Origin of the sequence: unidentified bacterial endosymbiont, from assembly GCF_918320885.1 — a bacterium.
Lineage (GTDB): Bacteria > Pseudomonadota > Gammaproteobacteria > Enterobacterales.
Window position 1 is genome coordinate 415,380 of sequence record NZ_OU907312.1, and the last position, 24,906, is coordinate 440,285.

At 49.6% G+C, this 24,906-nt stretch carries 19 protein-coding genes and 3 pseudogenes; 10 read left to right on the forward strand and 12 right to left on the reverse strand.

The window, feature by feature from the left end; genetic code table 11:
- Positions 1-64 precede the first annotated feature (64 nt).
- The 6 genes and pseudogenes from NL324_RS02100 to pilM all read right to left on the reverse strand — a co-directional run bounded on the left by NL324_RS02100 (position 65) and on the right by pilM (position 4,960).
- A pseudogene (locus NL324_RS02100) lies at positions 65-1,230 on the reverse strand (IS3 family transposase).
- Positions 1,231-1,378: 148 nt separating this feature from the next.
- Positions 1,379-2,635, reverse strand: a complete 1,257-nt coding sequence (locus NL324_RS02110) for a type IV pilus secretin PilQ (RefSeq protein ID WP_253306130.1) — start codon at positions 2,633-2,635, stop codon at positions 1,379-1,381.
- Positions 2,632-3,057, reverse strand: coding sequence for a hypothetical protein (locus NL324_RS02115; protein WP_253306131.1), 426 nt, complete (start codon positions 3,055-3,057; stop codon positions 2,632-2,634). Before NL324_RS02115 ends, NL324_RS02110 begins: the two co-directional genes overlap by 4 nt.
- Positions 3,057-3,599, reverse strand: coding sequence for a GspMb/PilO family protein (locus NL324_RS02120; RefSeq protein ID WP_253306132.1), 543 nt, complete (start codon positions 3,597-3,599; stop codon positions 3,057-3,059). Before NL324_RS02120 ends, NL324_RS02115 begins: the two co-directional genes overlap by 1 nt.
- A complete protein-coding gene (locus tag NL324_RS02125; protein ID WP_253306133.1) occupies positions 3,596-4,108 on the reverse strand; it encodes a PilN domain-containing protein in 513 nt (170 codons plus the stop codon). The genes NL324_RS02120 and NL324_RS02125 overlap by 4 nt, the downstream gene beginning before the upstream one ends.
- Positions 4,109-4,960, reverse strand: a complete 852-nt coding sequence (gene pilM, locus NL324_RS02130) for a type IV pilus biogenesis protein PilM (protein ID WP_253306134.1) — start codon at positions 4,958-4,960, stop codon at positions 4,109-4,111.
- 105 nt (positions 4,961-5,065) lie between these two features.
- On the opposite strand from pilM, the gene NL324_RS02135 reads away from it, so the two are divergent.
- Positions 5,066-7,657 (forward strand): transglycosylase domain-containing protein, encoded by a 2,592-nt coding sequence (locus NL324_RS02135; protein ID WP_253306135.1) that lies wholly within the window; start codon positions 5,066-5,068, stop codon positions 7,655-7,657.
- A 123-nt stretch (positions 7,658-7,780) separates the two neighbouring features.
- A complete protein-coding gene (locus tag NL324_RS02140) occupies positions 7,781-9,316 on the forward strand; it encodes an NEL domain-containing protein (RefSeq protein ID WP_253307101.1) in 1,536 nt (511 codons plus the stop codon).
- Between the two features lie 136 nt (positions 9,317-9,452).
- Here the strand turns inward: NL324_RS02140 and ubiA are convergent, their stop codons facing one another.
- Both ubiA and NL324_RS02150 read right to left on the reverse strand, forming a co-directional pair.
- Positions 9,453-10,307 carry a 4-hydroxybenzoate octaprenyltransferase gene (gene ubiA, locus NL324_RS02145; protein ID WP_253306136.1) on the reverse strand — a complete coding sequence of 285 codons (855 nt, stop codon included), beginning with the start codon at positions 10,305-10,307 and terminating at the stop codon, positions 9,453-9,455.
- Between the two features lie 35 nt (positions 10,308-10,342).
- Positions 10,343-11,536 (reverse strand): Nramp family divalent metal transporter, encoded by a 1,194-nt coding sequence (locus NL324_RS02150; RefSeq protein ID WP_253306137.1) that lies wholly within the window; start codon positions 11,534-11,536, stop codon positions 10,343-10,345.
- Between the two features lie 260 nt (positions 11,537-11,796).
- Between NL324_RS02150 and NL324_RS02155 the strand changes: the two genes are divergently transcribed.
- The 6 genes and pseudogenes from NL324_RS02155 to pilV all read left to right on the forward strand — a co-directional run bounded on the left by NL324_RS02155 (position 11,797) and on the right by pilV (position 18,744).
- Positions 11,797-12,378, forward strand: coding sequence for an anthranilate synthase component II (locus NL324_RS02155; RefSeq protein WP_253307102.1), 582 nt, complete (start codon positions 11,797-11,799; stop codon positions 12,376-12,378).
- Positions 12,379-12,416: 38 nt separating this feature from the next.
- Positions 12,417-14,084: a glucose-6-phosphate isomerase gene (pgi, locus tag NL324_RS02160; RefSeq protein ID WP_253306138.1), complete on the forward strand. Its 1,668-nt coding sequence runs from the start codon at positions 12,417-12,419 to the stop codon at positions 14,082-14,084.
- A 101-nt stretch (positions 14,085-14,185) separates the two neighbouring features.
- A pseudogene (locus tag NL324_RS08250) lies at positions 14,186-14,719 on the forward strand (DNA translocase FtsK 4TM domain-containing protein); the annotation flags it as partial.
- A gap of 363 nt (positions 14,720-15,082) precedes the next feature.
- Positions 15,083-16,570 (forward strand): annotated as a pseudogene (locus NL324_RS08255) (DNA translocase FtsK); the annotation flags it as partial.
- Positions 16,571-16,575: 5 nt separating this feature from the next.
- Positions 16,576-17,187 carry an outer membrane lipoprotein periplasmic chaperone LolA gene (gene lolA / locus NL324_RS02170; RefSeq protein ID WP_253306140.1) on the forward strand — a complete coding sequence of 204 codons (612 nt, stop codon included), beginning with the start codon at positions 16,576-16,578 and terminating at the stop codon, positions 17,185-17,187.
- 345 nt (positions 17,188-17,532) lie between these two features.
- A complete protein-coding gene (pilV, locus tag NL324_RS02175; RefSeq protein WP_253306141.1) occupies positions 17,533-18,744 on the forward strand; it encodes a shufflon system plasmid conjugative transfer pilus tip adhesin PilV in 1,212 nt (403 codons plus the stop codon).
- 315 nt (positions 18,745-19,059) lie between these two features.
- Here the strand turns inward: pilV and tpiA are convergent, their stop codons facing one another.
- From tpiA to hemN, 4 genes are all read right to left on the reverse strand, one after another.
- Positions 19,060-19,821: a triose-phosphate isomerase gene (gene tpiA, locus NL324_RS02180; protein ID WP_253306142.1), complete on the reverse strand. Its 762-nt coding sequence runs from the start codon at positions 19,819-19,821 to the stop codon at positions 19,060-19,062.
- A 51-nt stretch (positions 19,822-19,872) separates the two neighbouring features.
- On the reverse strand, positions 19,873-20,619 hold the full coding sequence (fpr, locus tag NL324_RS02185) for a ferredoxin--NADP(+) reductase (protein WP_253306143.1): 747 nt from the start codon (positions 20,617-20,619) through the stop codon (positions 19,873-19,875).
- Positions 20,620-20,826: 207 nt separating this feature from the next.
- Entirely contained in the window at positions 20,827-21,708 is an 882-nt protein-coding gene (locus NL324_RS02190; RefSeq protein ID WP_253306144.1) for an Rpn family recombination-promoting nuclease/putative transposase, read from the reverse strand.
- A 208-nt stretch (positions 21,709-21,916) separates the two neighbouring features.
- The gene (gene hemN, locus NL324_RS02200; protein WP_253306145.1) at positions 21,917-23,293 is read right to left on the reverse strand and encodes an oxygen-independent coproporphyrinogen III oxidase; all 1,377 of its coding nucleotides are present in this window, start codon (positions 23,291-23,293) and stop codon (positions 21,917-21,919) included.
- Positions 23,294-23,694: 401 nt separating this feature from the next.
- Between hemN and yihA the strand changes: the two genes are divergently transcribed.
- Together yihA and rpsJ are read left to right on the forward strand one after the other, a co-directional pair.
- Positions 23,695-24,297: a ribosome biogenesis GTP-binding protein YihA/YsxC gene (yihA, locus tag NL324_RS02205; RefSeq protein ID WP_253306146.1), complete on the forward strand. Its 603-nt coding sequence runs from the start codon at positions 23,695-23,697 to the stop codon at positions 24,295-24,297.
- 269 nt (positions 24,298-24,566) lie between these two features.
- A complete protein-coding gene (gene rpsJ, locus NL324_RS02210; protein WP_253306147.1) occupies positions 24,567-24,905 on the forward strand; it encodes a 30S ribosomal protein S10 in 339 nt (112 codons plus the stop codon).
- The last annotated feature ends 1 nt before the right edge of the window (position 24,906 follow it).

The window sequence follows — 24,906 nt, forward strand, 5'->3', positions numbered from 1 at the left end:
TCCTCTCACTTGAAAAAAGCGATCTGATCTTGCCACCTTTTTTTAGACACAGAGAAGAGAAACCTTAAGCGACCTGGGATAACCAATTTTTTTCAAAATTTACAGGAGACAGATAGCCTAGCGTTGAGTGCCGTCTCTGTCGGTTATAAAACACTTCTACGTATTCAAAAATGCTCAATTTGGCTTGTTCTCTGCTCTCAAAACGTTCAAAGTGGGTGTGCTCTGTTTTTAAGGTATGGAAAAAACTCTCTGCTACTGCATTGTCATAACAATTGCCCGTACTACTCATGCTAAGCGTTATCTGGTGATGCGCCGATACAGCCTTGAATCCTTTGCTGGTATACTGGCTGCCTCGGTCGGAGTGGTGGATGAGACCTGCAGCAGGCTTCCTCCGTGTTATTGCCTGGCGTAATGCTGCGGCTACTAACTCGGTGGTCATGTGAGCTTGCATATCCATCCCCACGATACTACGAGAGAACAGGTCCAGTACGATAGCAACATACAACCATCCCTCTTGGGTCGGAATATAGGTAATATCTGCTGCCCAGTATTGATCAGGGCGAGTGGCTGTGAACTTCTGCTTGAGTAAATTAGGCGCCACTGCGGCCTTTGGATCGACTATTGTGGTTACCTTAAATCGTTTTTTCATCTTAGCCGCAATATGGGCTGCTTTCATTAGCCGACAAACCCGTTTGCGTGAACAGCGCTCACCTCTAGCTCGTAACTCAGCATGGATACGTGGGCTACCGTAAATTTGGTTGCTTATGGTATAAACCTCTTTAATTTCAGATATTAAACGCTCATCCTCACAATAGCGCTTGGATGGCTCAGCCTTGATAAACTGATAATAGCCACTGCGGGATACACCTAACACGTTGGACATCCTCTCTACGCTGAATTCCCCAGCATGCTTTTGCATAAACTGGTATTTTACTTGCGGGCCACTGAGAAGATGCCCAAGGCTTTTTTTAGGATATCCCTCTCTTCGCGTGCTATCGCCAATTCTTTCCGCAATTGACTGAGCTCAGCATCAGACGCTTTCAGGTATCCTTTGCCCGGGAAAGCCTCTGCACCATCCTTGTTATGCTGATGGACCCACCCTGCCAATGTACTCTTGGGAACTCCCAATTCCTCGCTCAATTGACAGAGCGTTTTACCAGTGCTGTGATACAGCTTTACCGCATTCAGCTTGAATTCCTTATCATAGCTCCTTGATTCCCCTTGATTCATAACTTCACCTCAAAAAGTAACAAAAAATTATACGCTTTGTTCCTCTTCGTTGTGTCCGTTAAAGGGTAGCAAGATCAATCAGCAAAATTATCTCAAGAGTACCAGCCCTTTGGCAACCAAATAAAATCGACCGATGGACAGAATCACGCTACAGGCAATCGGGGTGTAGCGATAGCAGTCTTGGGGTCACAAAAATAACCAACTCCCGTTTGGTGAACTGTTGGGTCTTCCGTTGAAATAGCCCACCAATCAGCGGGAGTTGCCCCAACAGTGGCACACGCTCCTGGGTCTGCTGACCAAAGCGTTGAAAAACGCCACCCAGTACGACGGTTTCCCCATCTGCCAGCCTAACTTGAGTACGAATTTCCTGTTTATCAATAGAAATAGCTTCACCTTGCGCTACCTTAACAGACTTTCCCGGCGTATTTTGACTGATTTTTAACTCCAGGACGATAGTACCACTGGCGGTAATGGTGGGGACCACCTCTAATCCTAAAACCGCTTCTCGGAACTCGATCGCCGTTGCACCTTTGGATTTGGCAACCGCATAGGGGATTTCCGATCCCTGCTTGATACTGGCGGTATGGCGATCGAGCGTTAACAGTTTGGGTGTGGCAATAATTTCCACCCGATTTTCCTGTGCCAAAGCGGATAACTCTAAATCCAGGAGCCGACCATTAATTTTAGCGACTTGTAAACTCCCTTGGCTTCCGGCATCGCTAATGGGTAGCTGGAGGGACAATGGTAGCTTGGTTGAGCTTAGCAACTCTGCCGGAGAGGCCGCAAGACGCCAATGCACCCCTAATTGGCTTAAATCATCATGACTCATGGTGACAATCCGAGCTTCAATTTGCACCTGTGCCGCTGCCTGGTCAAACCGGGTGATGAACTGTTTGATAGCCGCCAGCCGAGTGCGCACTTCTCGCACCAGCAACTGATTGGTCCGTTGGTCAACATACACGGTGCCGCGGGGGGATAATAGTCCTTCCGGGCGGGCTCCTTGTAATAAGGTAGCGAGATCAGCTGCTTTGGCGTGCTGAATGGCAAAGTAGGCCGACACGATAGGCTCAAGAGGCACTGGTGGAGGAGTCGTTGAGTCGGCGGTGCTTTGAGTCACCAGTAGTAAATTACCCTGGATCACGGTTTGCAACCCATGGGCCTGCAGTAAGGTCTCTAGGGCTTGTTGCCAAGGAACCTCCACCAGCCGTAAGGTGACCAATCCACTGACGGATGCCGAGACTACCACGTTAAGCTGTTGGTAGTCCGCCAGCGTCTGTAGGGCCAGCTGTAAAGGCACTTGTTGTAGCGTCAGAGTGATCGGCACTTGAGTGGCGGGAGTCCCAGCATGGACCGCGAATCCCCAGGGCCATCCCAGCAGGAGCCAGCAGCATTGCCAGCGGTTCATCGCTGTGCTACCGCTACGTCAGGTGCTTCATGATCTACCCAGGGGAGTATCAACAGTGGTGCGGCCGTGGCTGACGGTGACTGAAGCCTTTGCAACAGCACCCGTTTGGGATCAATATCAACGACTCGATAGCCGAGGAGGCGTTCTCCCACCCGTAAACAGTGCCACTCTCCTGTTGTCGTACGGACTAGCCCCCATAACCCCCGGTGCCGGTTTCCCAACACCCCATGCAGCCGCCACTGGCGAAGCTGTTGGGCCGATCGAGGTGATCTCCGATGAATGAGTAGTTGGGGATCAATCGCTTGTTCCTGCTGTAGTGTTCTAAAGGGATCTTGGGGTGCTTGGGCACTGGTGGTGTGCTCAGAGGCAGCCAGTGCCAGCAGCGAAGGGAGCCATAACCAGCTCAATGCTAAATAGTTCATCAAGGGGCCTCCGTTTGCTCAGTGAGCGATAAACCCAGCGTCAATTTAACGTCACCGGGTTGTTCTTCCCGCTGCAGAATCAAAGTATCCATTGCCAAGGGGTGCTGGGTCGTTCCCAAGGCGATTAGGAGATGCAGAAGGTCCGGATAGCTTCCTACTATTTCTATGATGAGCCGTGTGAATGGAGGTTCCCCCTGATGGGAGACAGCAGGTTGTTGCAGCGCTAGCAAGGTGAGATCCTGCTGCTCGGTCAATTCGCTGATCTGCTGTAGTAGCACTGCCAAGGCTGCCTTAGGGGCTGTGGGCATTATCGTGACTGGTGGCAGGGCTGGTGGTGATAAGGAGCAGGGCGGTAGCTCTGCTAGCTGCTGTAAGAGCAGCTGGGTATCGCCAATGAGCTGTTGATACTGCTGCCATCGGGGGGATAACCCGAGCACCACTCCACTGATAAGTAGGCTACTACTGAGCAGCAGCAAAAACCACTGTTGGACTACCGGCCAGTGAGCTGGCTGATACCAGCTAGAGAACAGCTGCGTCATCATCGATCCTCCAACCAAGAGCCCTGTAAGCAGAACTGTATCATCGCCTGCTGACTCTCTTCGGTTGTTGCCTGAGAGAGCTGTAACGGTGGGATCAGCGGGTCATGGTGTAGCGTTTCGATGAACTCTGCTAATACGGAGTAGCTCAGCGCACTTCCTTGTAGTGTCAGCCGTGGAGGCTGCCAGTGCCATCGCTGTAAGTAGATGCCAGCTGGGATCAGTCTGGACAGCTGTTCTAACAGTTGTAGGGGTTGTTGATAGCGTTGCCACTGTTGGTCGCTCTCTAATCGTAGTGCCTGGATGGCAGCCTGTTGGGCTTGCTGCTGCTGGGATTGCTGATGAGCCAACTGCCAACGCTGTTGCTGCTGCTGGATCAGATGATGCAGCAGCCAGTCAGCCCCGATACTGAGGCTTAGGAGGCTGATCAATAGGGTTCCAGCCCGAACATTCCAAGCCCGGTATCGGCGCCGGGTGCTCGCTTGGCGCCAGGGGAGTAAGTTAACCCGCTCCACTTAGAGAGCGTCCTCGTGATGACGGGTGGCTAAACCACAGGCCACAGCAAACAGCTCTTGCCGGTCAGGCAGCGCAGGTAGGGGGGCTCTAAAATGGGCGAAGGGCCTCCAGAGGGCGCTTGGAGGATCTGCTGACGCTTGCATTAGCCCCTCCACCTCACCACTGAGTAGTAAGGCAGAAGGGGTCACCCCACACTGGGTGACACACCACTGGAGTGCTGCGGTAAATAGTGCAGCATCTGTTGGCAGGCTGCTAAACCGACAGGGTGTCCCCGGAGGACTTACCACGAGGCTACTGTCAGCCTGTAGATGTAGTAATAGTGCTTGCGGGGAGTGCTGTTGTTGACGTGCCAGGGCACGTAATACGCAGGGGGTGATCTCAATAATGCTAGGGGATAGGCGAGCCGCCCGTAGTGCTGCTAACCACTCTGCTACGATCGAGCGCCGTGCGACGGTAATGAGCAGTGGCTGGGCTACTCCTTCAGGGTGACAGAAGTCATAGGCCAGATCGTCCGCTGGCAATGGAAATAGCTTGGGCAGCGATAGCTGAACTGCCCAGGCAGTCTGTGCTGGGGCGATGGCGGTGGGGAGGGTTAGCTGGGCTTGCAACACCAGCGCTGGCGGCAGTGCACACTGCAACCGATAACGGGATGGTAACTGCTGTTGCCAGGCCGCTAAGGTGGTGCTCAGGGCTTCAGGTTGCAGCAGCTGCGCCTCGCAGAAGGTGCCGAGTGGCAAAGGCTGCTGCCACCAGTGCATCAATTGCCAGCCGGTGGGATGACGCCGTGCTGCCACCGCGAGCAGCTGCTGCGGTTGGATCTCTAAGCCCACTTGCCACTCTGATCGCCACATTGTAAGGTCCCACAAAAATAGCGCTGCGTTCTAACGAGTTTTCTCTTTATACTACGATTTTTCTACAAGAACAGTGGCTAGGCCACTCGGTGTGAGTATTTTGCGGTGCGTTTCCTAAAAATTGGGGGCCTGATCCTCTTCATAGGCTTGCTAGTGGGTGCTAGTGTGCTGGGAGCTCTCTATGGGTTTATTATCCGAGAACTGCCCGATGTTGCCTCGCTCAAAGAGGTACAGTTGCAGACGCCATTGCATATTTATACGCTGGATGGCCAACAAATTGCGCAATTTGGAGAAAAGCAGCGCATTCCCTTGTCTCTAGAGCAGATCCCAGAGCGCTTAACCCAGGCATTTATTGCGATTGAGGATAACCGTTTCTATAGTCACTACGGGGTTGATCCCTTAGGGATTTTGCGAGCACTCTGGGTAGATATCACCTCAGGCAGCACTAAACAGGGGGGGAGTACCATCACCCAACAGTTGGCTCGTAACTTTTTCCTCGATTCAGAACGTCGTCTGCTGCGCAAAATTAAAGAGGTGATCTTGGCAGTGCAGCTAGAGAGGACCTTATCCAAAGAGAAAATTTTTGAACTCTATTTGAATAAAATTTATTTGGGTTACCGGGCTTACGGGGTTGGGGCCGCCGCGCAAGTCTATTTTGGTAAACAGGTCGATCAACTGGATTTAGGTGAGATGGCGTTGATTGCCGGGTTACCTAAAGCGCCTTCAACCCTGAACCCACTGCATTCGCTAACGCGCGCTACTCAACGGCGGAACTTGGTGCTAGCGCGTATGTTAGAGCGGGGTTATATCAATACCGAGGAGTATCAACAGAGTAGCCAACAGCCCCTGGTTGCTCGCTATCATCGGGTGAATAACCTCGTTGATGCACCGCATTTAGCGGAAATGGTTCGCCAAGAGATGGTCAGCCGCTTTGGGGAAGCGGCCTATACGGATGGTTATCGGGTGTATACCACTTTGACCGCTGAGCGGCAAACTCAGGCTCAGCAGGCGCTGCGGAATAACCTATTCGCTTATGACCGGCGCCATGGTTACCGTGGTCCCACTGCCGTGCTCTGGGATCCCCTGGCTCCCGCCTGGGATCTCCGCACTATTCAAGCGTATTTGCAGACGCAACCCACTTATGGTCCCCTGCTAGCGGCAGTGATTGTGAACGTTCATGCTCTCAGCGCTGAAGCTTGCCTTGCCGATGGTTCTCACATCACCCTGCCCTGGAGCGTCCTGCGCTGGGCGCACCCCTTTATTGAACAGGGCGACAGACCACAAGAGGCCAGTGCGGTGGTGGCTGTTGGCCAACAGGTGTGGGTTTTACTGCAAGCGGGGCAGTGGTGGTTGGCTCAGATCCCTGAAGTGGAGTCGGCTTTGGTCGCGATGCATCCGGATACGGGTGCTATTCAAGCGTTGGTCGGTGGGTTTAATTTTTCCAAAAGTGCGTTTAATCGAGCGACGCAATCCATTCGACAAATGGGGTCGACGATCAAGCCATTTATTTATGCTGCCGCTTTAGAAAAGGGACTGACTTTAGCCACGCTACTGAACGATCTACCGATTACTCGTTGGAATGTCAACGCTGGTAAAGAGTGGCGACCTAAGAATGTCACGCCGGTATATGATGGCCCTCTACGGTTGCGGGTCGGTTTAGCGCGCTCGAAAAATGTGATGGTAGTCCGGGCCTTACGGGCGATTGGTGTTGGCTTTGCAGCTGACTATATTGAGCGCTTTGGGTTTCCGAAAGCGACGATTACCCGGATGGAGTCGTTAGCCTTAGGTGCCATGGTGGCGACACCGCTGCAAGTCGTGCGCAGTTATGCGGTGTTCGCCAATGGTGGTTATCTGGTTGATCCCTATTTTATTGATAGAATAGAGGATGCCCAAGGTCATCTCAGGTATCAGGCCAATCCTAAAGTTGCCTGCAAAAGCGGAGAGCAACCGGTGATGTATGATTCGCCCACCAAGGCTGAGGTGCTGCTGCAGGCAGAGCTGGAAGTGCCCCAAGCGGGACCGGAGGCGCTGCCTAGTCATGATGAGACCCTGAGTAGCGTGCTGCCCCTACCACAGATTGACTGGCTTTCTACCCCGTTCAGCGAGGAGATAGCAGCGGAAAGCCCAGTGCCTTGCTACGCCCCGCATATTATCAGTACCCCGATAGCTTTTCTGATCAAAGATGCTTTAATCAGTGCTATTTGGGGCGAACCGCAGGGTCACTGGCTGGGTACTGGTTGGCGTGCCCGCTCGGTACTTAAACGGCGGGATATTGGCGGCAAAACCGGAACGACTAATGATGCTAAGGATGCTTGGTTCACCGGCTTTGGTCCTGAATTAGTTACCGGTGTTTGGATGGGTTTTGATGATTATCAGCGTGATTTAGGGAAGGTCCAGCCAGAGCTCTCCTCTGAATCAAAATCACCACCCATCTTGGAAGGGGGATCCCGCAGCGTGCAGCCTGCTTGGAATGAGTTTATGAAGCAAGCGTTGGCGGCTCAACCTGAACAGCCTCATGAAATTCCTGATGGTATTAGTAGTGCCTTGATCGATATGAAAAGCGGCCAACGAGTAGAGGAACCCGGCCCTGGCATCCGGCTAGAGTATTTTATTCCCGGCAGCGAGCCGACGCCTAAAACAGAACCGGAAAGAGGCACCCTAGTGCTGGAAGGAGATGAAGCGCAAGAGCTGTTTTAACTCAATAACTTTACTGAATGATCAAATAATATCGTATATATTAATATATTAATGTTAATTTAATAACTATAGATGTTAAAATATCCAGTAGTTTCTCTACTGGGAGTCCTTACAGTGCCAGATATGACTGGATCACATCAATATCATTCTATCTATCCAACACCTAGACAGTCGCCGATGGACCCGGATACTGGATTCGAAAGAAGCATAAACAGCCTGACGCCTTATGACGTAGAGGAAGCCTGCACCTGCCACTGTATTCAAGCAATCAGGGCAACAAGGCAACACAATCAACCGACACTGACAATACCAACGATCGCTCCTGAGCTGGAGGAGGAAGCCTATCCCTGTCACTGGATTCAAGCAGTCAGCGCAGTGAGGAGGCAGTACTGTTCATTGACGCAGTGGATTACCTCTAGAGTACTGTCGCTACCCCTCTTCAATAGAGATGGGACAGAAACTTTGAATCGTGGTCCACAACAACACAGTCGTCCTGCTCGTACTCTTTTACCACAGAATGAAAATTCCGATAGAGGGTCTATGAGCGCTGTTCAAGACGACAGCTTGCAGGATAGAAACCGATTACCTGCACAGCTCTCCAACACGACTATACCCCATGAGATGCCAGAAAGTTACCGCAGTTTTATAGTCAGCGAACGCTTACCTAATTCAGTTAATGGGTATCCGCATAGTCAGACCTATGGAGAAACCTTATTGAACAATGGCGATAATATATTGTGTTCACCGGTCACGACACTAATGATTCCTTATGAACAGACTTGTATATTTGCTCCAAATAGAATTTTAGAAAAAATATTTACGAATAGTCAGTGGGGTAGACTGTTACTCGACAAAAATTCGAGTATGACTCAAAATTTTTTGGAATTTCTACAACAATTAGCCCTACATCATAGACTCTATCCTCAAGAAAAATTAGTGGATCGATTAGAGATAGTCTACAAAACTGTAAAAAAAGATCAAAAATTATGGGATGAAGTTCTTATGGAAGCAGAAGAGGGTTCTTCAACCTGCGAAGATCGTGCATTACACTACTTTCATTCTATAGAGAATCGCTGCTTGATCTATCGCTTGCTCAATGGGCAACCGGTAGAGGATAAAAAGATGTTTGAGGTCATGCGATCGCTCTATCGACGAGAAAAACTGCAGGAAAGGGTTACCCAACTCATTGCACAGGAAGGGAGCAGATTATTCTCTGTCAATCGACAGACTGTAAAACATATTGATGAAATAGAAGTGCAATTGTACTTTGCAACCAGATTGAAAGATCAGCTTGGATTGCCTGGAGAAGATATACATATGCGTTTTACAGAAATTGGCAAAGTCCGTGATCAATTTTTAGAACAAGTGGCTGAGAGTATATTTGAGAATGAGCAGACTGAACCCTCTAAATTGAGAGATTACATTGCCAATAATCGTTATTGGCAGGAATACGTAAAGAAAAAATGCTGTGGTGAATTTGCGGATTTTTTAGAAAATAATTTACTTCTTCAGGGGCAGCTGGATGCAAAATCAGAAACGGGTGAAATCAGTAGCCAGGAGTATCTAAAAAAGAGTGATGAGCTGATGAAAAATTATCAAGATGCCTGCGATGATCTGGTTAAAAATAGATCAAAAGACATTTTACAGGCACTGTGCTAGAAAAGGGATCTGCCACTGCATGAGTGTCCCCCTTGTTTTCAAAGGTAACGACTGAAAACAAGGGGGGACACGGCGGTGAGTCGTTTTTTGTTATTTATTGTTAAGTTAGATCAAGCGTTAACCGAGGAGAGCTGGCTTAATACAGGGTAATGGCCAATCCCATAAAAATAATCAATCCTACGTAACGATTGTTCATAAATGCCTTAAAATCGTGATCTCGTTGCTGCTGCCTTAGCAAAGTGTATTGGTACACAAATAAACCTATAGTCACCAATAGCCCCATATAAAAAGCGCTGCCACAGTGGTTAAGCCAACCGACGACTCCCAGTAACCCGAGCATGGTCATTTGTAAAAGCGCTATCATCAAGGGGCTCGTGCCTCCCCAGAGGATCGCCGTCGATTTGACGCCGATTTTTAGATCATCATCACGATCAACCAGTGCATACTGGGTATCATAGGCCGTCACCCAGCAGAGGGTCGCTAGCAGCAATAGCCAACAGGTCGGTGGTAGCTGATGAGTCACTGCAGAAAAGACCATAGGCACTGACCAAGCAAACGCTAGGCCAAGGAGTAGTTGCGGCAGTGCCGTAAACCGCTTGGCCCAGGGATACAGTCCAGTGAGCAATAGGGCTATACCCGAAAGTAGAATTGTTTTTCGGTTAAAAGCCAGCAGCAGTAACCCGGCAACGATCAGCAACCCTAAAAAAAGTAGCAGACACTCCCGTTCACTCACGTCACCCTGTGGCAACGGGCGCCCACGAGTACGCTGCACTAACCCATCAATAGCGCGATCGGCATAATCATTGATTACACAGCCAGCGGCGCGCATCAGGAAGACTCCAACGGTAAACAGGGCCAACCAGCGCACGGGTGGCACTCCACCCGCCGCTAGCCAGAGTGCCCAGAGCGTTGGCCACAATAGCAGCCAGAAGCCGATGGGGCGATCAAGCCGCATCAGGCGTCGATAGGCGTTAAGTTTGTCTGCGGTCATTCAGTCAAGGTTTGATGGGTGGTTGGTGTGATCCATTACAGCATGACCCACAGCAAATAACTGTTCAAGGCGACCACGATGATAACAATCAAGCGGCCCATCATTCGGGTAATCGTGCCATTGACTAATTCGCCCATCAGCGAGGCATCTTCGGTAAATAGCAGTAGTGGAAACAGCGCTAAGGGGATCCCAAAGCTAAGCAGCACTTGACTGAATAGTAAGATCTGCGTGGTATTCATGCCCACTAGGATAACAATAAAAGAGGGTAGCATCGTGACTAAGCGACGTACCCAGAGTGGAATATAGAAATGCACAAATCCCTGCATCACCACCTGCCCGGCTAAGGTGCCTACAATGGTCGAAGAGAGACCAGCTGCAATGAGACTGAGACCGAAGATGGTGGCAGCTGCTTGTCCTAGCAGCGGTTGTAGCGTCACATAAGCCTCCTCAATCTCCACCACCTCGGTATGCCCAGAGAAGTGAAAGACCGCTGCGGCCATGGTGATAATCGCTAGATTCACAAAGCCGGCAATCGTCATGGCTACCGCGACATCAACCCGGGTCGTATGGTAACGGATCAGTTTGCTGTCTAGGCTCGCTTGCTGCGTCAATGAGGAGTGTAGGTAGATCACATGCGGCATGACCGTAGCCCCCAAGATAGCAGTCGCCAGATAGATAGCTTCCTTATCAGGCAAGCTGGGAAACAGTGCCCCCTCAGCGAAGGCCCTCAGCTCAGGTTGCGAGAACAATAGCTCTATCAGATAGGCCGCTGCAACAAACAGCAGCAAGCTGCCAATAATGATCTCTAACGGTTTCTGGCCATATTTTTGCAGCGTTAAAATCAAATAGGTGGCAACTCCGGTCAGCAGGGCGCCTTGGAGTAGAGTGACATTCAACAGCAGCTTGAAGCCGATGGCCGCCCCAATAAACTCTGCTAAGTCGGTGGCCATGGCAATGATCTCCGCCTGAACCCAGTAGAACCACACCAGCGGCTTCGGAAAGCGGTCACGAATATGTTCAGCCAGATTCTTCCCAGTCGCAATCCCCAGTTTGGCTGATAGTAACTGGATCAGCATCGCCATCACGTTAGCCCACACCACAACCCACAGCAGTTGGTAGCCAAAGAGTGATCCCGCTTGGATATTGGTGACGAAATTGCCCGGATCAATGTAGCCAATAGCGGCAATAAACGCTGGTCCCATCAGGGATAGCTTAGTTTTTCCCAACATAAAAGTGTTCTGGCCTCTGGTTAATAACAGGCTTTCTCTCTAGAATAGCGTGATCCAGGTGCTTTTCACTAGATTTATTGTCAGGGTCATGCTGCGCTGCCTCAGCGCTAGGTAGCGCGAAGCCCATTAGGTTTTGTTGGCGTTTAACTGGCTACTACCGTGCTTTGAATGATAACATTGGCGCTGAATCACAGGATAGCTATAAACCATCGCTGGTTAACAGCTTTAAGGAGGTCTGTGCGGCAGACAATGTACAGCTCATGCTCTTGTTGATTGATAATTATGACTCCTTTACTTACAATCTCTATCAGTATTTGCGTGAATTAGCCTGTGAGGTAGTCGTCTATCGCAACGATGCTGTAACGTTAAAGGATATCGAGCGTTTAGCCCCGACCCATCTCGTGATCTCTCCCGGTCCAGGTGCGCCGCAAACAGCAGGAATTTCGCTGGCGGCTATCAGCCACTTTAGTGGTCGGCTGCCGATATTGGGGGTCTGCTTAGGCCATCAGGCGCTGGGAGAGGCCTTCGGGGCAGAGGTTAGGCCTGCTCGGCAGGTGATGCACGGGAAAACCTCTCTCATTAATCACCATAACAGCGGTTTATTCCGGGGATTAAACAATCCCTTAAGAGTGACCCGTTATCATTCGTTGATCTTGCACCCACCGAGGTTGCCGGCCTGTTTGAAGATAACTGCCTGGCATGAACGGCCTGGTGAGGCTGATGAAATTATGGGGATCGCCCATCGGACGTTACCGTTATTTGGCGTACAGTTTCATCCTGAAAGTATTTTGACTGAACAGGGTCACCAGCTACTGGATAATTTTTTACGCTGCTCAGTGTAAAGTATAAAGAGAGGGCTAAGGCTCAAGGTGGAGTATTAGTGAAGGCGATTAATCCAACCCAAACCGCCGCCTGGCAGGCCTTGCAGCAGCATTATCAGGCCATCAAGCGCGTTCATTTACGTGAACTGTTTGCTGCCGATGGCCAGCGTTTTAACCGTTTCTCTTGTCGATTGTCTGATCAGCTATTGTTGGATTACTCTAAAAACCTAATCACTGAAGAGACGTTAGCCACATTATTGCAGTTGGCGGAAGAGACTCAGTTGACGGTAGCCATTCAAGCGTTGTTGAAGGGTGAAAAAATCAATCGTACCGAAGATCGAGCTGCCTTACATCTGGCGCTACGTAACCGCGATAACCTGCCGATGTTAGTGGGTGGCCAGGCAGTGATGCCTCAAGTTAATGCGGTTTTAGCAAAAATGGAGCGCTTTTGTAATCAAGTGATCGAAGGCGATTGGCGAGGGTATAGTGGTTTAGCTATCACTGATGTAGTGACAATAGGCATCGGAGGCTCCCATTTAGGGGCCTGGATGGTACTCCAAGCGCTAGCACCCTATAGAAATCACCTCAAGTGCCACTTTATCGCTAATGTAGATGGTGGGGAGGTGAGTGAGATCTTAAAAAGCCTTAATCCAGCCACCACACTCGTGCTGATCTCCTCAAAAAGTTTCACGACATCGGAGACCATGACCAATGCGTTGACGGTCCGGCGGTGGTTTTTAACGAGTCTCCGTGATCCAGCACAATTACGACCACATTTTGTGGCGCTCTCGGCCAATGCTGCGGCTGTCGCCGCCTTTGGGATTGATCGGGAGCAGCTTTTTGAAATTTGGGATTGGGTCGGTGGGCGTTTTTCACTGTGGTCTGCGATAGGGCTACCGATAGCCCTCTCTATTGGCTTTAAAGCGTTTGAACAGCTGCTCAGTGGCGCACAGAGCATGGATCGTCATTTTGTAACCGCCCCCTTTAGAGAGAATCTACCCGTTATTCTAGCGCTACTGAGTATCTGGTATGGTAATTTTTGGGGTGCTGAAACTGAAGCGGTTTTACCCTATGATTACCGTTTACAGGGGCTGAGTGCCTACCTGCAACAAGCTAACATGGAATCCAATGGTAAATCGGTCGATCGTCAAGGGCTTCCGGTCAACTATCAAACGGCGCCGATCATCTGGGGAGAAACAGGAACCAATGGTCAGCACGCCTTCTACCAGCTGCTTCACCAAGGAACCCATCTGATCCCATGTGACTTTATCGCGATTGCCGAGCCACACCATCCCCTGGTGAATCATCATGAGCAGCTGTTGGCAAACTGCTTTGCTCAGACCCAGGCCTTAGCTTTCGGTAAAACCGCAGAGGAGATCACAATAGCGTTAGCGGCGGCCCCAGAGGAGATACAGATCACCGAGCGGGATCGGTTACCCTTTAAAGTATTTCGGGGTAACAACCCGAGTAATACCTTACTACTGCGCCAACTGACTCCAAACAACTTGGGTTTATTAATCTCTCTGTATGAGCATAAAATTTTTGCTCAAGGCGCTATATTGAATCTGTTTAGTTTTGATCAATGGGGTGTAGAATTAGGCAAACAGCTCGCTCAGTGCTTGCAACCACTGTTGCGCAAACAAGCTGTCAGCGCTTCGATAGACAGTTCAACACAGGGTTTGATCAACTATTTTCAAACCTGGAACGTTCAGCATGGCAGTCGGTGATCAGTTCGCAAGCAGCCTACCCATTATAGAGACTATTGGACGATAATGATTGGACCAAGCGTTCAGCAGAGGCAACCACCGATCAACAGGAGGGGAGGGGCATGGTCACGAAAAAGCTAAGTGCCGCCGCTCGGCTTCAGGAAACACTGCTCATAGCAGCGACGCTGTTTAGCCTCTATACCGCCCTCGCGCTATTTAGTTTTGATGCTAGAGATCCTAGCTGGCTGCATGCTGTGCAGGCCACTGCTGCTTATAATTTTGCTGGGCCTGTGGGGGCTTGGTTAGCGGATACGTTGTTTTTTATCTTTGGGCTACTAGCCTATGTTATCCCGCTCATGGTGCTTAGTTTTACGACTATTAGCTTGTATCGGCAACGTGAAGGATTACCTAGTTCCCATTTATTGTTGGTATTACGACTATCCGGGGCAGTAGTGCTGCTGTTAACCACCTGTGGTTTGGCGGCGATGATGGTCGCTGGCATTGCTCATTTTCCCGCCGGAGCAGGCGGTCTCATAGGGTCACTATTGATACAAGGGATGTTGCCATGGTGTAGTCGTTTAGGGACCCTGTTAATTTTGTTGTGCTGTTGGGCTATCGGTTTTACGCTATTGACTGGTTGCTCTTGGCTGTCACTGATACAGTGGATTTGGGAGCGTGTACGTCGCCTCATCCGAGGGTGTAGCGGTTGGCTAGGGGTTGGTTATTCATTACTAAAAGCGCCCTGGGCTGTAGCACAGCCGCCGGCACTGACTGAGCCACAGCTTTCAGAAGCGTCAATCCTATTACCGGTAATGCTCGATCCACACCAGGATAGAGGAGCCCGCTGCCGAAAGGTTCCGGAATGGGTGCCAGAGGTTTTCGAGCCTGTCAGGCCCCTGGATCGTGTTGAGGCTCCGATGGCTAAAGAGATCATCGCTAGTCGGTTATCAAGCACACCAACCCAGCCAGCTGGCACTCACCCGCCAATAGCAGACAGCGATCATTCTACGCTATCGCGACTGCCGGCCTTGGATCTACTGACCTTACCGACCCAGAAAGCACCGCCGACCGAATTACAGCAGGCCGATCTACAACAGATTGCTCAAGCGATCGAGGCCCGTTTAGCCGATTATCGAGTATCCGCCGAGGTGGTGGGGATCTCTCCGGGACCGGTGATCACCCGCTACGAATTGCGTTTAGCCCCGGGGATTAAGGCGGCACGTATCTCCACGCTTGCGCGTGATTTGGCACGCTCCCTATCGGTGGTGGCCGTGCGGGTTGTAGAGGTGATCCCAGGGAAACCCTATGTGGGTTTAGAGCTGCCGAATAAACAGCGACAAACGGTTTATCTACGGGAAGTGCTGGATAGCGATGTCTTTAAGAAAGCCAGCTCTCCTCTCAGCATTGTCTTAGGTAAAGATATCTCAGGCCTTCCACTAGTAGCGGATTTAGCCAAGATGCCTCATCTGTTGGTGGCAGGGACCACGGGATCGGGTAAATCGGTGGGGGTCAATGCGATGATCCTCAGTATGCTATATAAAGCGACACCGGATGAGGTGCGCTTTATTATGATTGATCCCAAAATGTTGGAGCTGTCGGTCTATGAGGGGATCCCGCATCTGCTGACCGAAGTGGTCACTGATATGAAGGATGCGGCGAATGCATTACGCTGGTGTGTGAATGAAATGGAGCGCCGCTATAAGTTAATGTCGCTCCTGGGGGTACGCCATATTGGCGGTTATAATGAACGGATTCAGCAGGCGGAGCAACGAGCAGAGCCGATTATCGATCCCTTGTGGCGCCGAGCAGAGTCAGGGGATGGTGAGGTCCCTTACTTAGGGAAGCTCCCCTATATTGTGGTGTTGGTCGATGAGTTTGCTGATCTGATGATGACGGTGGGTAAAAAGGTGGAGGAGCTGATTGCCCGTCTGGCGCAAAAAGCGCGTGCTGCCGGGATTCATCTAGTGTTGGCCACCCAGCGTCCCTCAGTAGATGTGATTACTGGCTTAATTAAAGCTAATATTCCAACGCGGATTGCCTTCACGGTATCGAGTAAAATTGACTCTAGGACTATTTTAGATCAAACCGGCGCGGAATCGCTGTTAGGGATGGGGGATATGCTCTATTTACCGCCGAATGCTTCGTTGCCATTACGTGCCCATGGTGCCTTTGTGCATGATCAGGAGGTGCATGCGGTGGTGCGGGATTGGAAAGCGCGAGGGCGACCGCAGTATATAGCGACTATCCTGACAGATCTAGAAAGCAGTGAAGGCAGCAGCAATAGCTTCGAGGCCAGCGATCAAGCCCTAGATCCGCTGTTTGATCAAGCGGTGGCCTTTGTGGCAGAGAGTCGTCGAGGCTCCATCTCCGGGGTGCAGCGTAAATTTAAAATTGGCTATAATCGAGCAGCACGCCTGATCGAACAGATGGAAGCCGAAGGGATTGTCACTGCTCCAGGACATAACGGTAACCGTGAAGTGCTGTTACCGGCCTCAATTCGGGAGTAATATAGATGGCCAAGCGAATTTATCTGCTATGGGCGATAGCGCTCTGGCTGCACTGGCTACCGGCGCTAGCGGATAGCGCCCACGAGCTGCAGCAGCGGCTCAGTCGGGTTAATCAGTTTTCGGCGCAGTTTGTGCAGACGGTGACAGACAAAGAGGGCCAAGCAGTACAAGAGAGTCAAGGTAGCGTGTGGTTGCAGCGACCAGACCGCTTTCGTTGGGAGATCTCTTCCCCAGAAGAGACGGTGGTTGTCAGTGATGGTCAAACCCTCTGGTTTTATACACCATTGGTGCAACAAGTGACCGCCACTCAGCTCAGTGCCGCCTTGGAAAACACCCCATTTTTACTGATTAGCAGCAATCAACCGGCTGATTGGCAACGCTACCAGATCCAACAGCAGGGAGATCTGTTTACCCTCATACCACGCCAGAAAAGTGCGGCAGTGCAGCGTTTTACTATCACGGTGACGCGCCAAGGGATCATTCAACAGTTTTCATTGCTGGAACCTGAGGGGCTCTGTAGTCAATTCATTTTGCAAAAAATGCAGCGCCGACTCATCCCACCTCAGCAATTCTCTTTTAAGCGCCCGCCCGGTGTGGCACTGGATGATCAGCGTTAGGGGAACCACTGGGAGTCAAAAAAAAGCGTCATTCACTGATAGCTTTTATAAAAAATATTTTTTTGAATGACCTGATTGGTTATTATAAAAAACGGTAGAGAAAAACTAAAATAAACGACAGGCTATAGAGTGATCACCATTAATAATGACGCTATTGGTGATAATTTTTATAATTTTGACTTCTATCGATAGTTGACCATATAACAATAGGTATTGATTTTTTACACCCATCAAAATTCAGGACAGCTAGCGTTCTAGTAGGATGGGTTAGGCGTTTGAGCAGGGTTCAAGCTAATGGGGTGACTTTAATAAGGCATTCAGTAACCATTTCAGGAGAACTGACTGATGGTGATTAATCATAGGCAATCTTCTTACCGTTTACAGCAAGGCGTTATGATCATCGAGGCGCTAGTGGTTATCTGCGTTTTGGTAAGCCTCATGAGCTTAGGAGCGAAATCTATCACGAAAAATGCTGAACGCACGGTGAACCAAGTAACCGCGCAGCAGCTGCAGCAGATCACACAAGCTGCACAGTACTATATACAGGACCACTACCTAGCGTTTAAAAACGATCCGAACTTAAAACTAGATTGGCAACAGTTGGTGGATGATGGTTATCTATCCAATCACCAACTAAGCAAGAATCACTATGGCCAAGCCTATGATTTTACCATCACCCAGCAGCAGGGGCTATTGCAGTTGCTCCTGACCACCCAAGGCGGCCACCCTATTAACGAGCAGTCACTGCGCCAGATTGCCGCCCTTGCGGGGAGCTCGGCTGGTTATGTCTCCGGGCTTGATCCAGGTAAAATTATTGGAAATCAACAGAGTTGGGTCCTTGCGGGAACCTCCCTGCCACCAGGCCATTTGGCGAGCTTAACCATCGTGAATGAACAAGAGGTGATGGATGCCGCCACCTTTCTTCGCCGTACGCCAGTAGCAGGTCATCCAGACTATAATACGATGCAGGCCGATTTAGAAATAGACAATCATCTGCTGAAGATAACAGATAGCAGCGCTCACGTTACACTATCTTCCAGAAAGATCACTTTACAGAATCCTATTGAAAGCGATAGTACTAAATTGATTACTTTAAATGTTGAAGGGAGTCCTGTGCTGACCCTAAAAGATACTTATAATCCATTCGGTGGAATTAATGGCGCACTGAGTAGTGACCGGCTGGAATTTATTCGTGATAGTGACGGAAATGAGATCAAATTAGACAATAGAGATACTTCAATAAGAATTAAAAATAAAGATAAAAATATTTATATAGAAGGCGCTAGACCAGAGATAATCCTGGAAGATAAAACGAAAACATGGTCAAGTGGAATCAAGCCTTCCGAGATTAGACTAGAGAGTCAGGCTAGCGGTAATAAATCTTATGTGGGCAATGATAAAATAGTATTAAGTAATAAATACAATAATAATACCATGTTAGATGCGAGTAATTTATCATTAAACAATCAAATAATGGTAGACAGAAGTTTTATTAAAATACCTTTTTATGCTATTAATGATGTTAGAAATCCATATGACATACAAGCGGTTGTATAATATCAAGTAGGATGTGATGGTACAACAACAGATTTGATTGGTCGTTTATTTGTTGTTGGTGATGGTAGATCTTATGCTAAATATGTGTGCATATGTGTTTGGAGGCCGAGTAACAAGTATCATTCCTATATTATCATTAATCAGAATGAAGCTGCTCCTAAAACCAATTGGTAATGGCTCATCCTCACTGACGGTGCATCGTCAGACGAACGAACATTTTGCACCATTCGTCAACAGGAACACCCCACAAGTGCCCTGGCTGAACTCCACAGTCAGGGTGTTAACCAGGTTGGTCAGAGAGCTTGCGGCGCTGCCCTATGATACGGTCTGTTTCACAATACTGCTAAAGGTATCGGCTTGTAATGCAGCGCCCCCCACCAACAGTCCATCAATATCCGGCATAGCGTAGAGTGCCTGGGCGTTGTGTGCGGTGACTGATCCACCATACAGCAGTCGCACACTGGCCGCGATGTTGGCATCCTGCTGAGCAATCGATTCACGAATAAACTGGTGCACGGCTTGTGCCTGCTCTGGGGTTGCTGATTGACCGCTGCCAATCGCCCAGAGGGGTTCATAGGCGATCACGCACCCTTGAAAAGCAGAGATCCCGGATTGTTGCAGTATGGCATCTAATTGGGCAGTGCAGACCGCTTGTGTGGCTCCCTCAGTGCGTTGAGCGGCCGTTTCTCCAATACAGAGCACTGGGGTTAAGCCAGCCCGCTTGACACAGGCAAACTTTTCCGCGATCAGCGCGTTACTCTCCTGATGGTAGGCACGCCGCTCCGAATGGCCAATGATCACATAGGTCACTTGGAACTCTTGCAACATGCTAGCCGAAATTTCACCTGTAAAGGCGCCCTGAGCATGGTTGTCAACATTTTGAGCCGCTAAAGCGATCAACCCCTCTTGGCCCAATAAGGCAGCCGCTTGGTCCAAATAGAGGCATGGCGGTGCAACCGCCACGTCACACTGGTGATGGTAGGGCACTAGGCTCCTTTGCAGTTCACCCAGCAACGCTGCAACCAGCTGTTTACTCCCATTCAATTTCCAATTGCCGATGACCAGAGGGGATCGCATAGCGGTGCTCCAATAATAAGGGTTGATAGTCAGGCAGGGACGAGGCTCGGTTTACCAATAGCGCTCGCTGGTAATATGGCCTGGCTGACGGCGCAGATGTTTATGCATTCCTCGACTGATTTGTAGCAGCTGCTGAGTATCACGGACCATATCAGGGTTACCACACAGCATGACATGGCTCTCTCCAGCCTGTAAGCGAGCGTCAACCGCAGCTTCCAAACTGCCATTGGCGATCAGCTTAGGGAGACGACCCTGTAGTGCCCCCGGGTGTGCTTCACGACTCACTACCGCTTGACAACGTAATTGCGCCCCATAGTGCTGCTGTAACTGCTGCATCAGCGGCCAGTAACTGAGATCACGTGCATAGCGCACCCCATGGACTAAGATAATTTTCTGAAAGCGGGTCAAGCCCTCCCCTGCCTGCAAGATAGAGAGGTAGGGGCCAATCGCGGTACCGGTTGCCAACAGCCAGAGGGTCGCGCATGAGGGAACCTCATCGAGTACAAAATGGCCTGACGCTTTAGGGGTGATGAGCAGTTTATCGTGTGGTTTAAGCGCCTGGAGTAGCGTGCTCAACTTGCCTGGTGACACCCGGACCAGATAGAACTCAAGTCTGGGATCTTGAGGCGCATTGACATAGGAGTAGGCCCGTTGGTGGCGTACCCCATCGGCTTCTATCCCGAGTTTAACAAATTGCCCGGCGGCAAAGGGGGCTACTTCAGCGGCTAGACGAATACTAAATAGGGTGTCGTGCCAGTGCTTGACCGTGATCACTGACGCTTCTATCCACTCGCTCACGCCCATCTCCTCAGAGTGAATGAAAGGGGCACGATAGCGCAGCTGGCAGTAAAAATCTAGACAGGGATCGGGGTTTTAATCGGCAAACTGGACCTAGGATAGGTTGAGGGTTCACTGTCATTGATTGAAATCTAAGAGCAAGATCAGTTTTTTATCCTGTAGAGCCGCTTCGTAGGCTTTGGTTTGCCAATGCCACCTCAACACCTCTCACTGCAGACACGCTAATGCTTCATCTGAAAGTTGGGTGGTTTTTTTAATAACCTCAAGATCAATACCCGCAGCCAATAGGTTCTTAGCAATCTCAAGGGTTTTGTCCTGCCTGCCTTCCTGCCTACCTTCCTGCCTCCCTCTCATGAGTCCTTTATCCTCAGCCGCAGCTAACATAGCCTTGTGATCACGAACACGCTTGAGCTCCTGCTCGTAAGCTAGATACTCCGGTTCACTCCAATAGTGCTGATCCAGCGCCTGATAGGCCTCTTCCAAAATCGGATGGTGACCGATAATTCGCTTTAAATCAGACTCATGGGTCTGTGGTGCGTACTTAAAAAAGTAGCACCAGCGCTCTAACATCCCCTCTAGCTTATCCTCAGGACCTTTTTTGAATTTGGGTAGCTCGATAAAAGTAAACGAAAAATCCTTCAAATCATGCTCATAGCTCTCTTTATCTAAGAGGATATGATCTGATTTATACGCTCTCTTTTCTGGGAATATAATGCAGTCAGCGATGGCGATAAAAATAATTTCTTTTAAATTATGGTATTCATCACCGACATTCGCCTGATGCCCATAAGCTTTTGCAGCGTAGTACTGGGCTCGTTGCTCAAATCCTTTGGTTTTGGCCACTTGCATTTCTATAATGTACTGAATTCCCTGTTTATCTCGACAGAGTACATCGACGATACTCTGTTTCTTCACCGCTATTTCAGGATCTTGAACGGTTTTTAAAAACTCCACTGCCTCAATTTTTTTCTCCCCTTTAAAATCAAGGATATCATTGATAAAATGAATCAAAATGTTTTTGTGTTTCTCACTACCAAAGATTTTTTTGAAGGCAACGTCATTTTTCGGGTCTAGAAACTTAACAAACATAAGAAAGTTCTCTGTTAGGACATTAAAGTCAGTGTAACACGCTCAAGCGATTCCATAATCTGTTCCGGGAGCTGATGACTGTCATAGCCTTTATCAGCGACTAAAACACCTGATACTGGTCACTGTTCAATCAGAGCTGGCGCAGCCGACACAGCATTGATTTCACCCCCAGTCATTTCAAAAGCAATAGGCAAGCCGTCAACAGCCGCTAGATCAGCCGCGAGAACTGCAGCTGCTTGGCTTGTGGGCGTGAGTAGCGATCGAAACAGAGGCAGATCTGACGGATCAGTAGCCGACCTTCGGGGGTCACCGTCAGGGTGTGGGGTTGCAGATCGACTAACCCATCTGCCGCCAGCGCGGCTAATAGGGCCAGCTCAGTCGCAAAATAGTCTGCAAAACAGAGCCCATACTCCTGTTCGATACTGGCTATATCCAGTATAAAGTGGCAAATCAATGTTTGAATGATCGCTCGACGTAAACAGTCATCAGCAGACAGGGTAAAGCCGCGCCATAGGGCATGGCCCTCTGTGTTCACTTGGGTTTCATAGGTGGCTAAACCCTTTTGATTTTGCGCATAGGTGTCCCCCAGCGCACTGATCGCGGAGACGCCCAGTCCCAAAAGTTCGCAATCCTTATGAGTAGTATAGCCTTGAAAATTGCGCTGCAATTGCCCTATCTGTTGTGCCTTGAAGAGTTCATCGTCCGGTTTTGCAAAATGGTCCATGCCAATTAATTGATAACCTGCTCCCAGCAACTGCGCAATACTTTGTTGTAGAATCAGCCATTTCTCCTGGGCACTCGGGAGATCGCTCTCTTTTATTTTATGCTGTCCTGGGAAGCGATCGGGCAGATGGGCATAATTAAATAGACTGAGACGGTCGGGATCCCAGGCAATAATTCGTTGCAGGGTGTGGAAAAAGCTGGCGGGGGTCTGTTGAGGCAGGCCATAGATCAGATCCAGGTGGATGGAACGAAACCCAACAGCACGGGCGCGCTGGATGAGCGCCGCGATGAAAGCTTCATCTTGTTCGCGATTAATTAGGCGCTGCACCAGGGGATCTAAATCTTGTACACCGATACTGAGCCGATTAAACCCGTTAGCAACCAGGTGGTCTAGGAGATCCAAGGTGATACGGCGCGGATCTAATTCAATTGAGCACTCTGCCTCCTCAGTAAAGTGGAATGCTTGACGCAGGCAATAGACTAATCGACTGATCTGTTCTGAATTCAGCACAGTCGGGGTGCCGCCGCCCCAGTGCAGTTGAGTCACCCGTCGCCCACTAAACAGTGGGGCTGTGTGTTGGATCTCTTGTTCTAACGTGGCTAAATACTGGGTTACTTTGGAGGCTTGGCGAGTGATAATCTTATTACAAGCACAGAAGTAGCAGAGTTGATGGCAAAAAGGCAGATGCACATAGAGCGATAGCGGCCGTTCGGGGTAGCGACCGGCTGCCTGGCAAAAGGCCTGATGGTGGTACGCCTCAGTAAATTCTATTGCCGTAGGATAAGAGGTATAGCGTGGTGCTGAATGGCGATCGTACTTCTGGATTAACGCGGTCTCCCAGCGCACGGTTGATTGAGACATAGGCACTCCATTCATCACTTCACCAGATTATACGCAAGAGCATACCGATGACGCTAGGGAGAACGAACCTCCTAGGGATAGAGTATGATCCATCCAGTGCCCTTTACCTAGGAGAGTTCGTCGTTCTGTTTAGCTTCCATATAGATAGTTTTACAAGGGTTATCTGCTGAATGCTAACCTAATTGTTGATCTGAAATCTTGGTACTCTTCCTCATGGATGGTTATGTTAGGATTTTCACCACAATAGGGAATTTTCTCGATAAAATTCGCCCCCCAATCATGATAAACCACTACCCAAAACCTCAACTACCCCTAGGTAGGGTAAGCTAACTTGGCAGTGCCAATCACTCCCTAGATCACACCCAGAGATTACTTTTTTTAGATAAGGATGAATACCGTTGATGACCACAATCAATTACCACAACGCGCGCTTTATCACGAGTGCTGCTGAGGTCCATCAATTACCCCAGCAGTCGGGGCGTGAAGTCGCCTTAGTGGGACGCTCAAATGCCGGTAAGTCGAGTGCCCTGAATCGTCTTACCGGGCAAAAAAAATTGGCGCGAACCAGCAAACTGCCTGGTAGAACCCGCTTGATCAACCTGTTTCAGGTGGCGGAGCAGGCCTATTTAGTGGATTTACCAGGTTATGGCTATGCTGAAGTCCCCGATAGCGTTAAAAAAATTTGGCAACAGACCCTGATGAGCTATCTGCATCAGCGCCGGCAGTTACAGGGTGTGGTGTTATTAATGGACTGCCGTCACCCCCTAAAACCACTGGATCAGCAGATGATTCAGTGGGCAGTTAGTCGGCCCCTGCCGCTGCTGATTGTATTAACCAAAAAAGATAAGCTCACTCAAAGTGCTTACCAGAAACAGGAGTATAGCGTTCGTCAGGCACTGCTAGCCTTCAAAGGGGATATTGAGATCATGGGTTTTTCGGCTTTAAAAGGCTGGGGGGTTGAGTGGCTTCAACAGCAGCTGGATCGCTGGTTATTAAACCAGTAGCACGCAGTGAGGCGTTCAAGGGAACCGCATTTTTTATTGTAAATTCGCTTGCGTTGCTTGAAGTTAAGGGTATAATTTGCCGCTCTGCCAGGTTGGGTGGCGAAAAGCACCCATTAGCCTTCAGATTTAGCGAAGCCGCTAACCAGCAGCGATCGTAAATGTACCGAAAGTTCTCGATAGGAGAACACTGTTTGATTTCTCTCCGTTGTGTGTTGTCTAGCAGGATGGAGGTTTTTTTTTTTGCTTTAAATGATTGGAGCGTTGGTCTCATGCAGAACCAAAGGACCCGTATACGTATTCGCTTAAAGGCATTCGATCACCGCCTCATCGATCAGTCCACTGCACAGATCGTTAGAACGGCTAAAAGTACCGGAGCACAGGTGCGTGGCCCCATTCCTCTGCCCACGTGTATCGACCGTTTTACCATATTGATTTCGCCCCATGCGAATAAAGATGCCCGTGATCAGTATGAAACCCGTACCCACAAACGCCTCATTGATATCGTTGAACCGACTGAAAAAACTGTGGATGCCCTGATGCGCTTAGATTTAGCTGCAGGCGTGGATGTGCAGATCAGCTTACGTCAGTCGGGGCCTTCCGTACGATAAA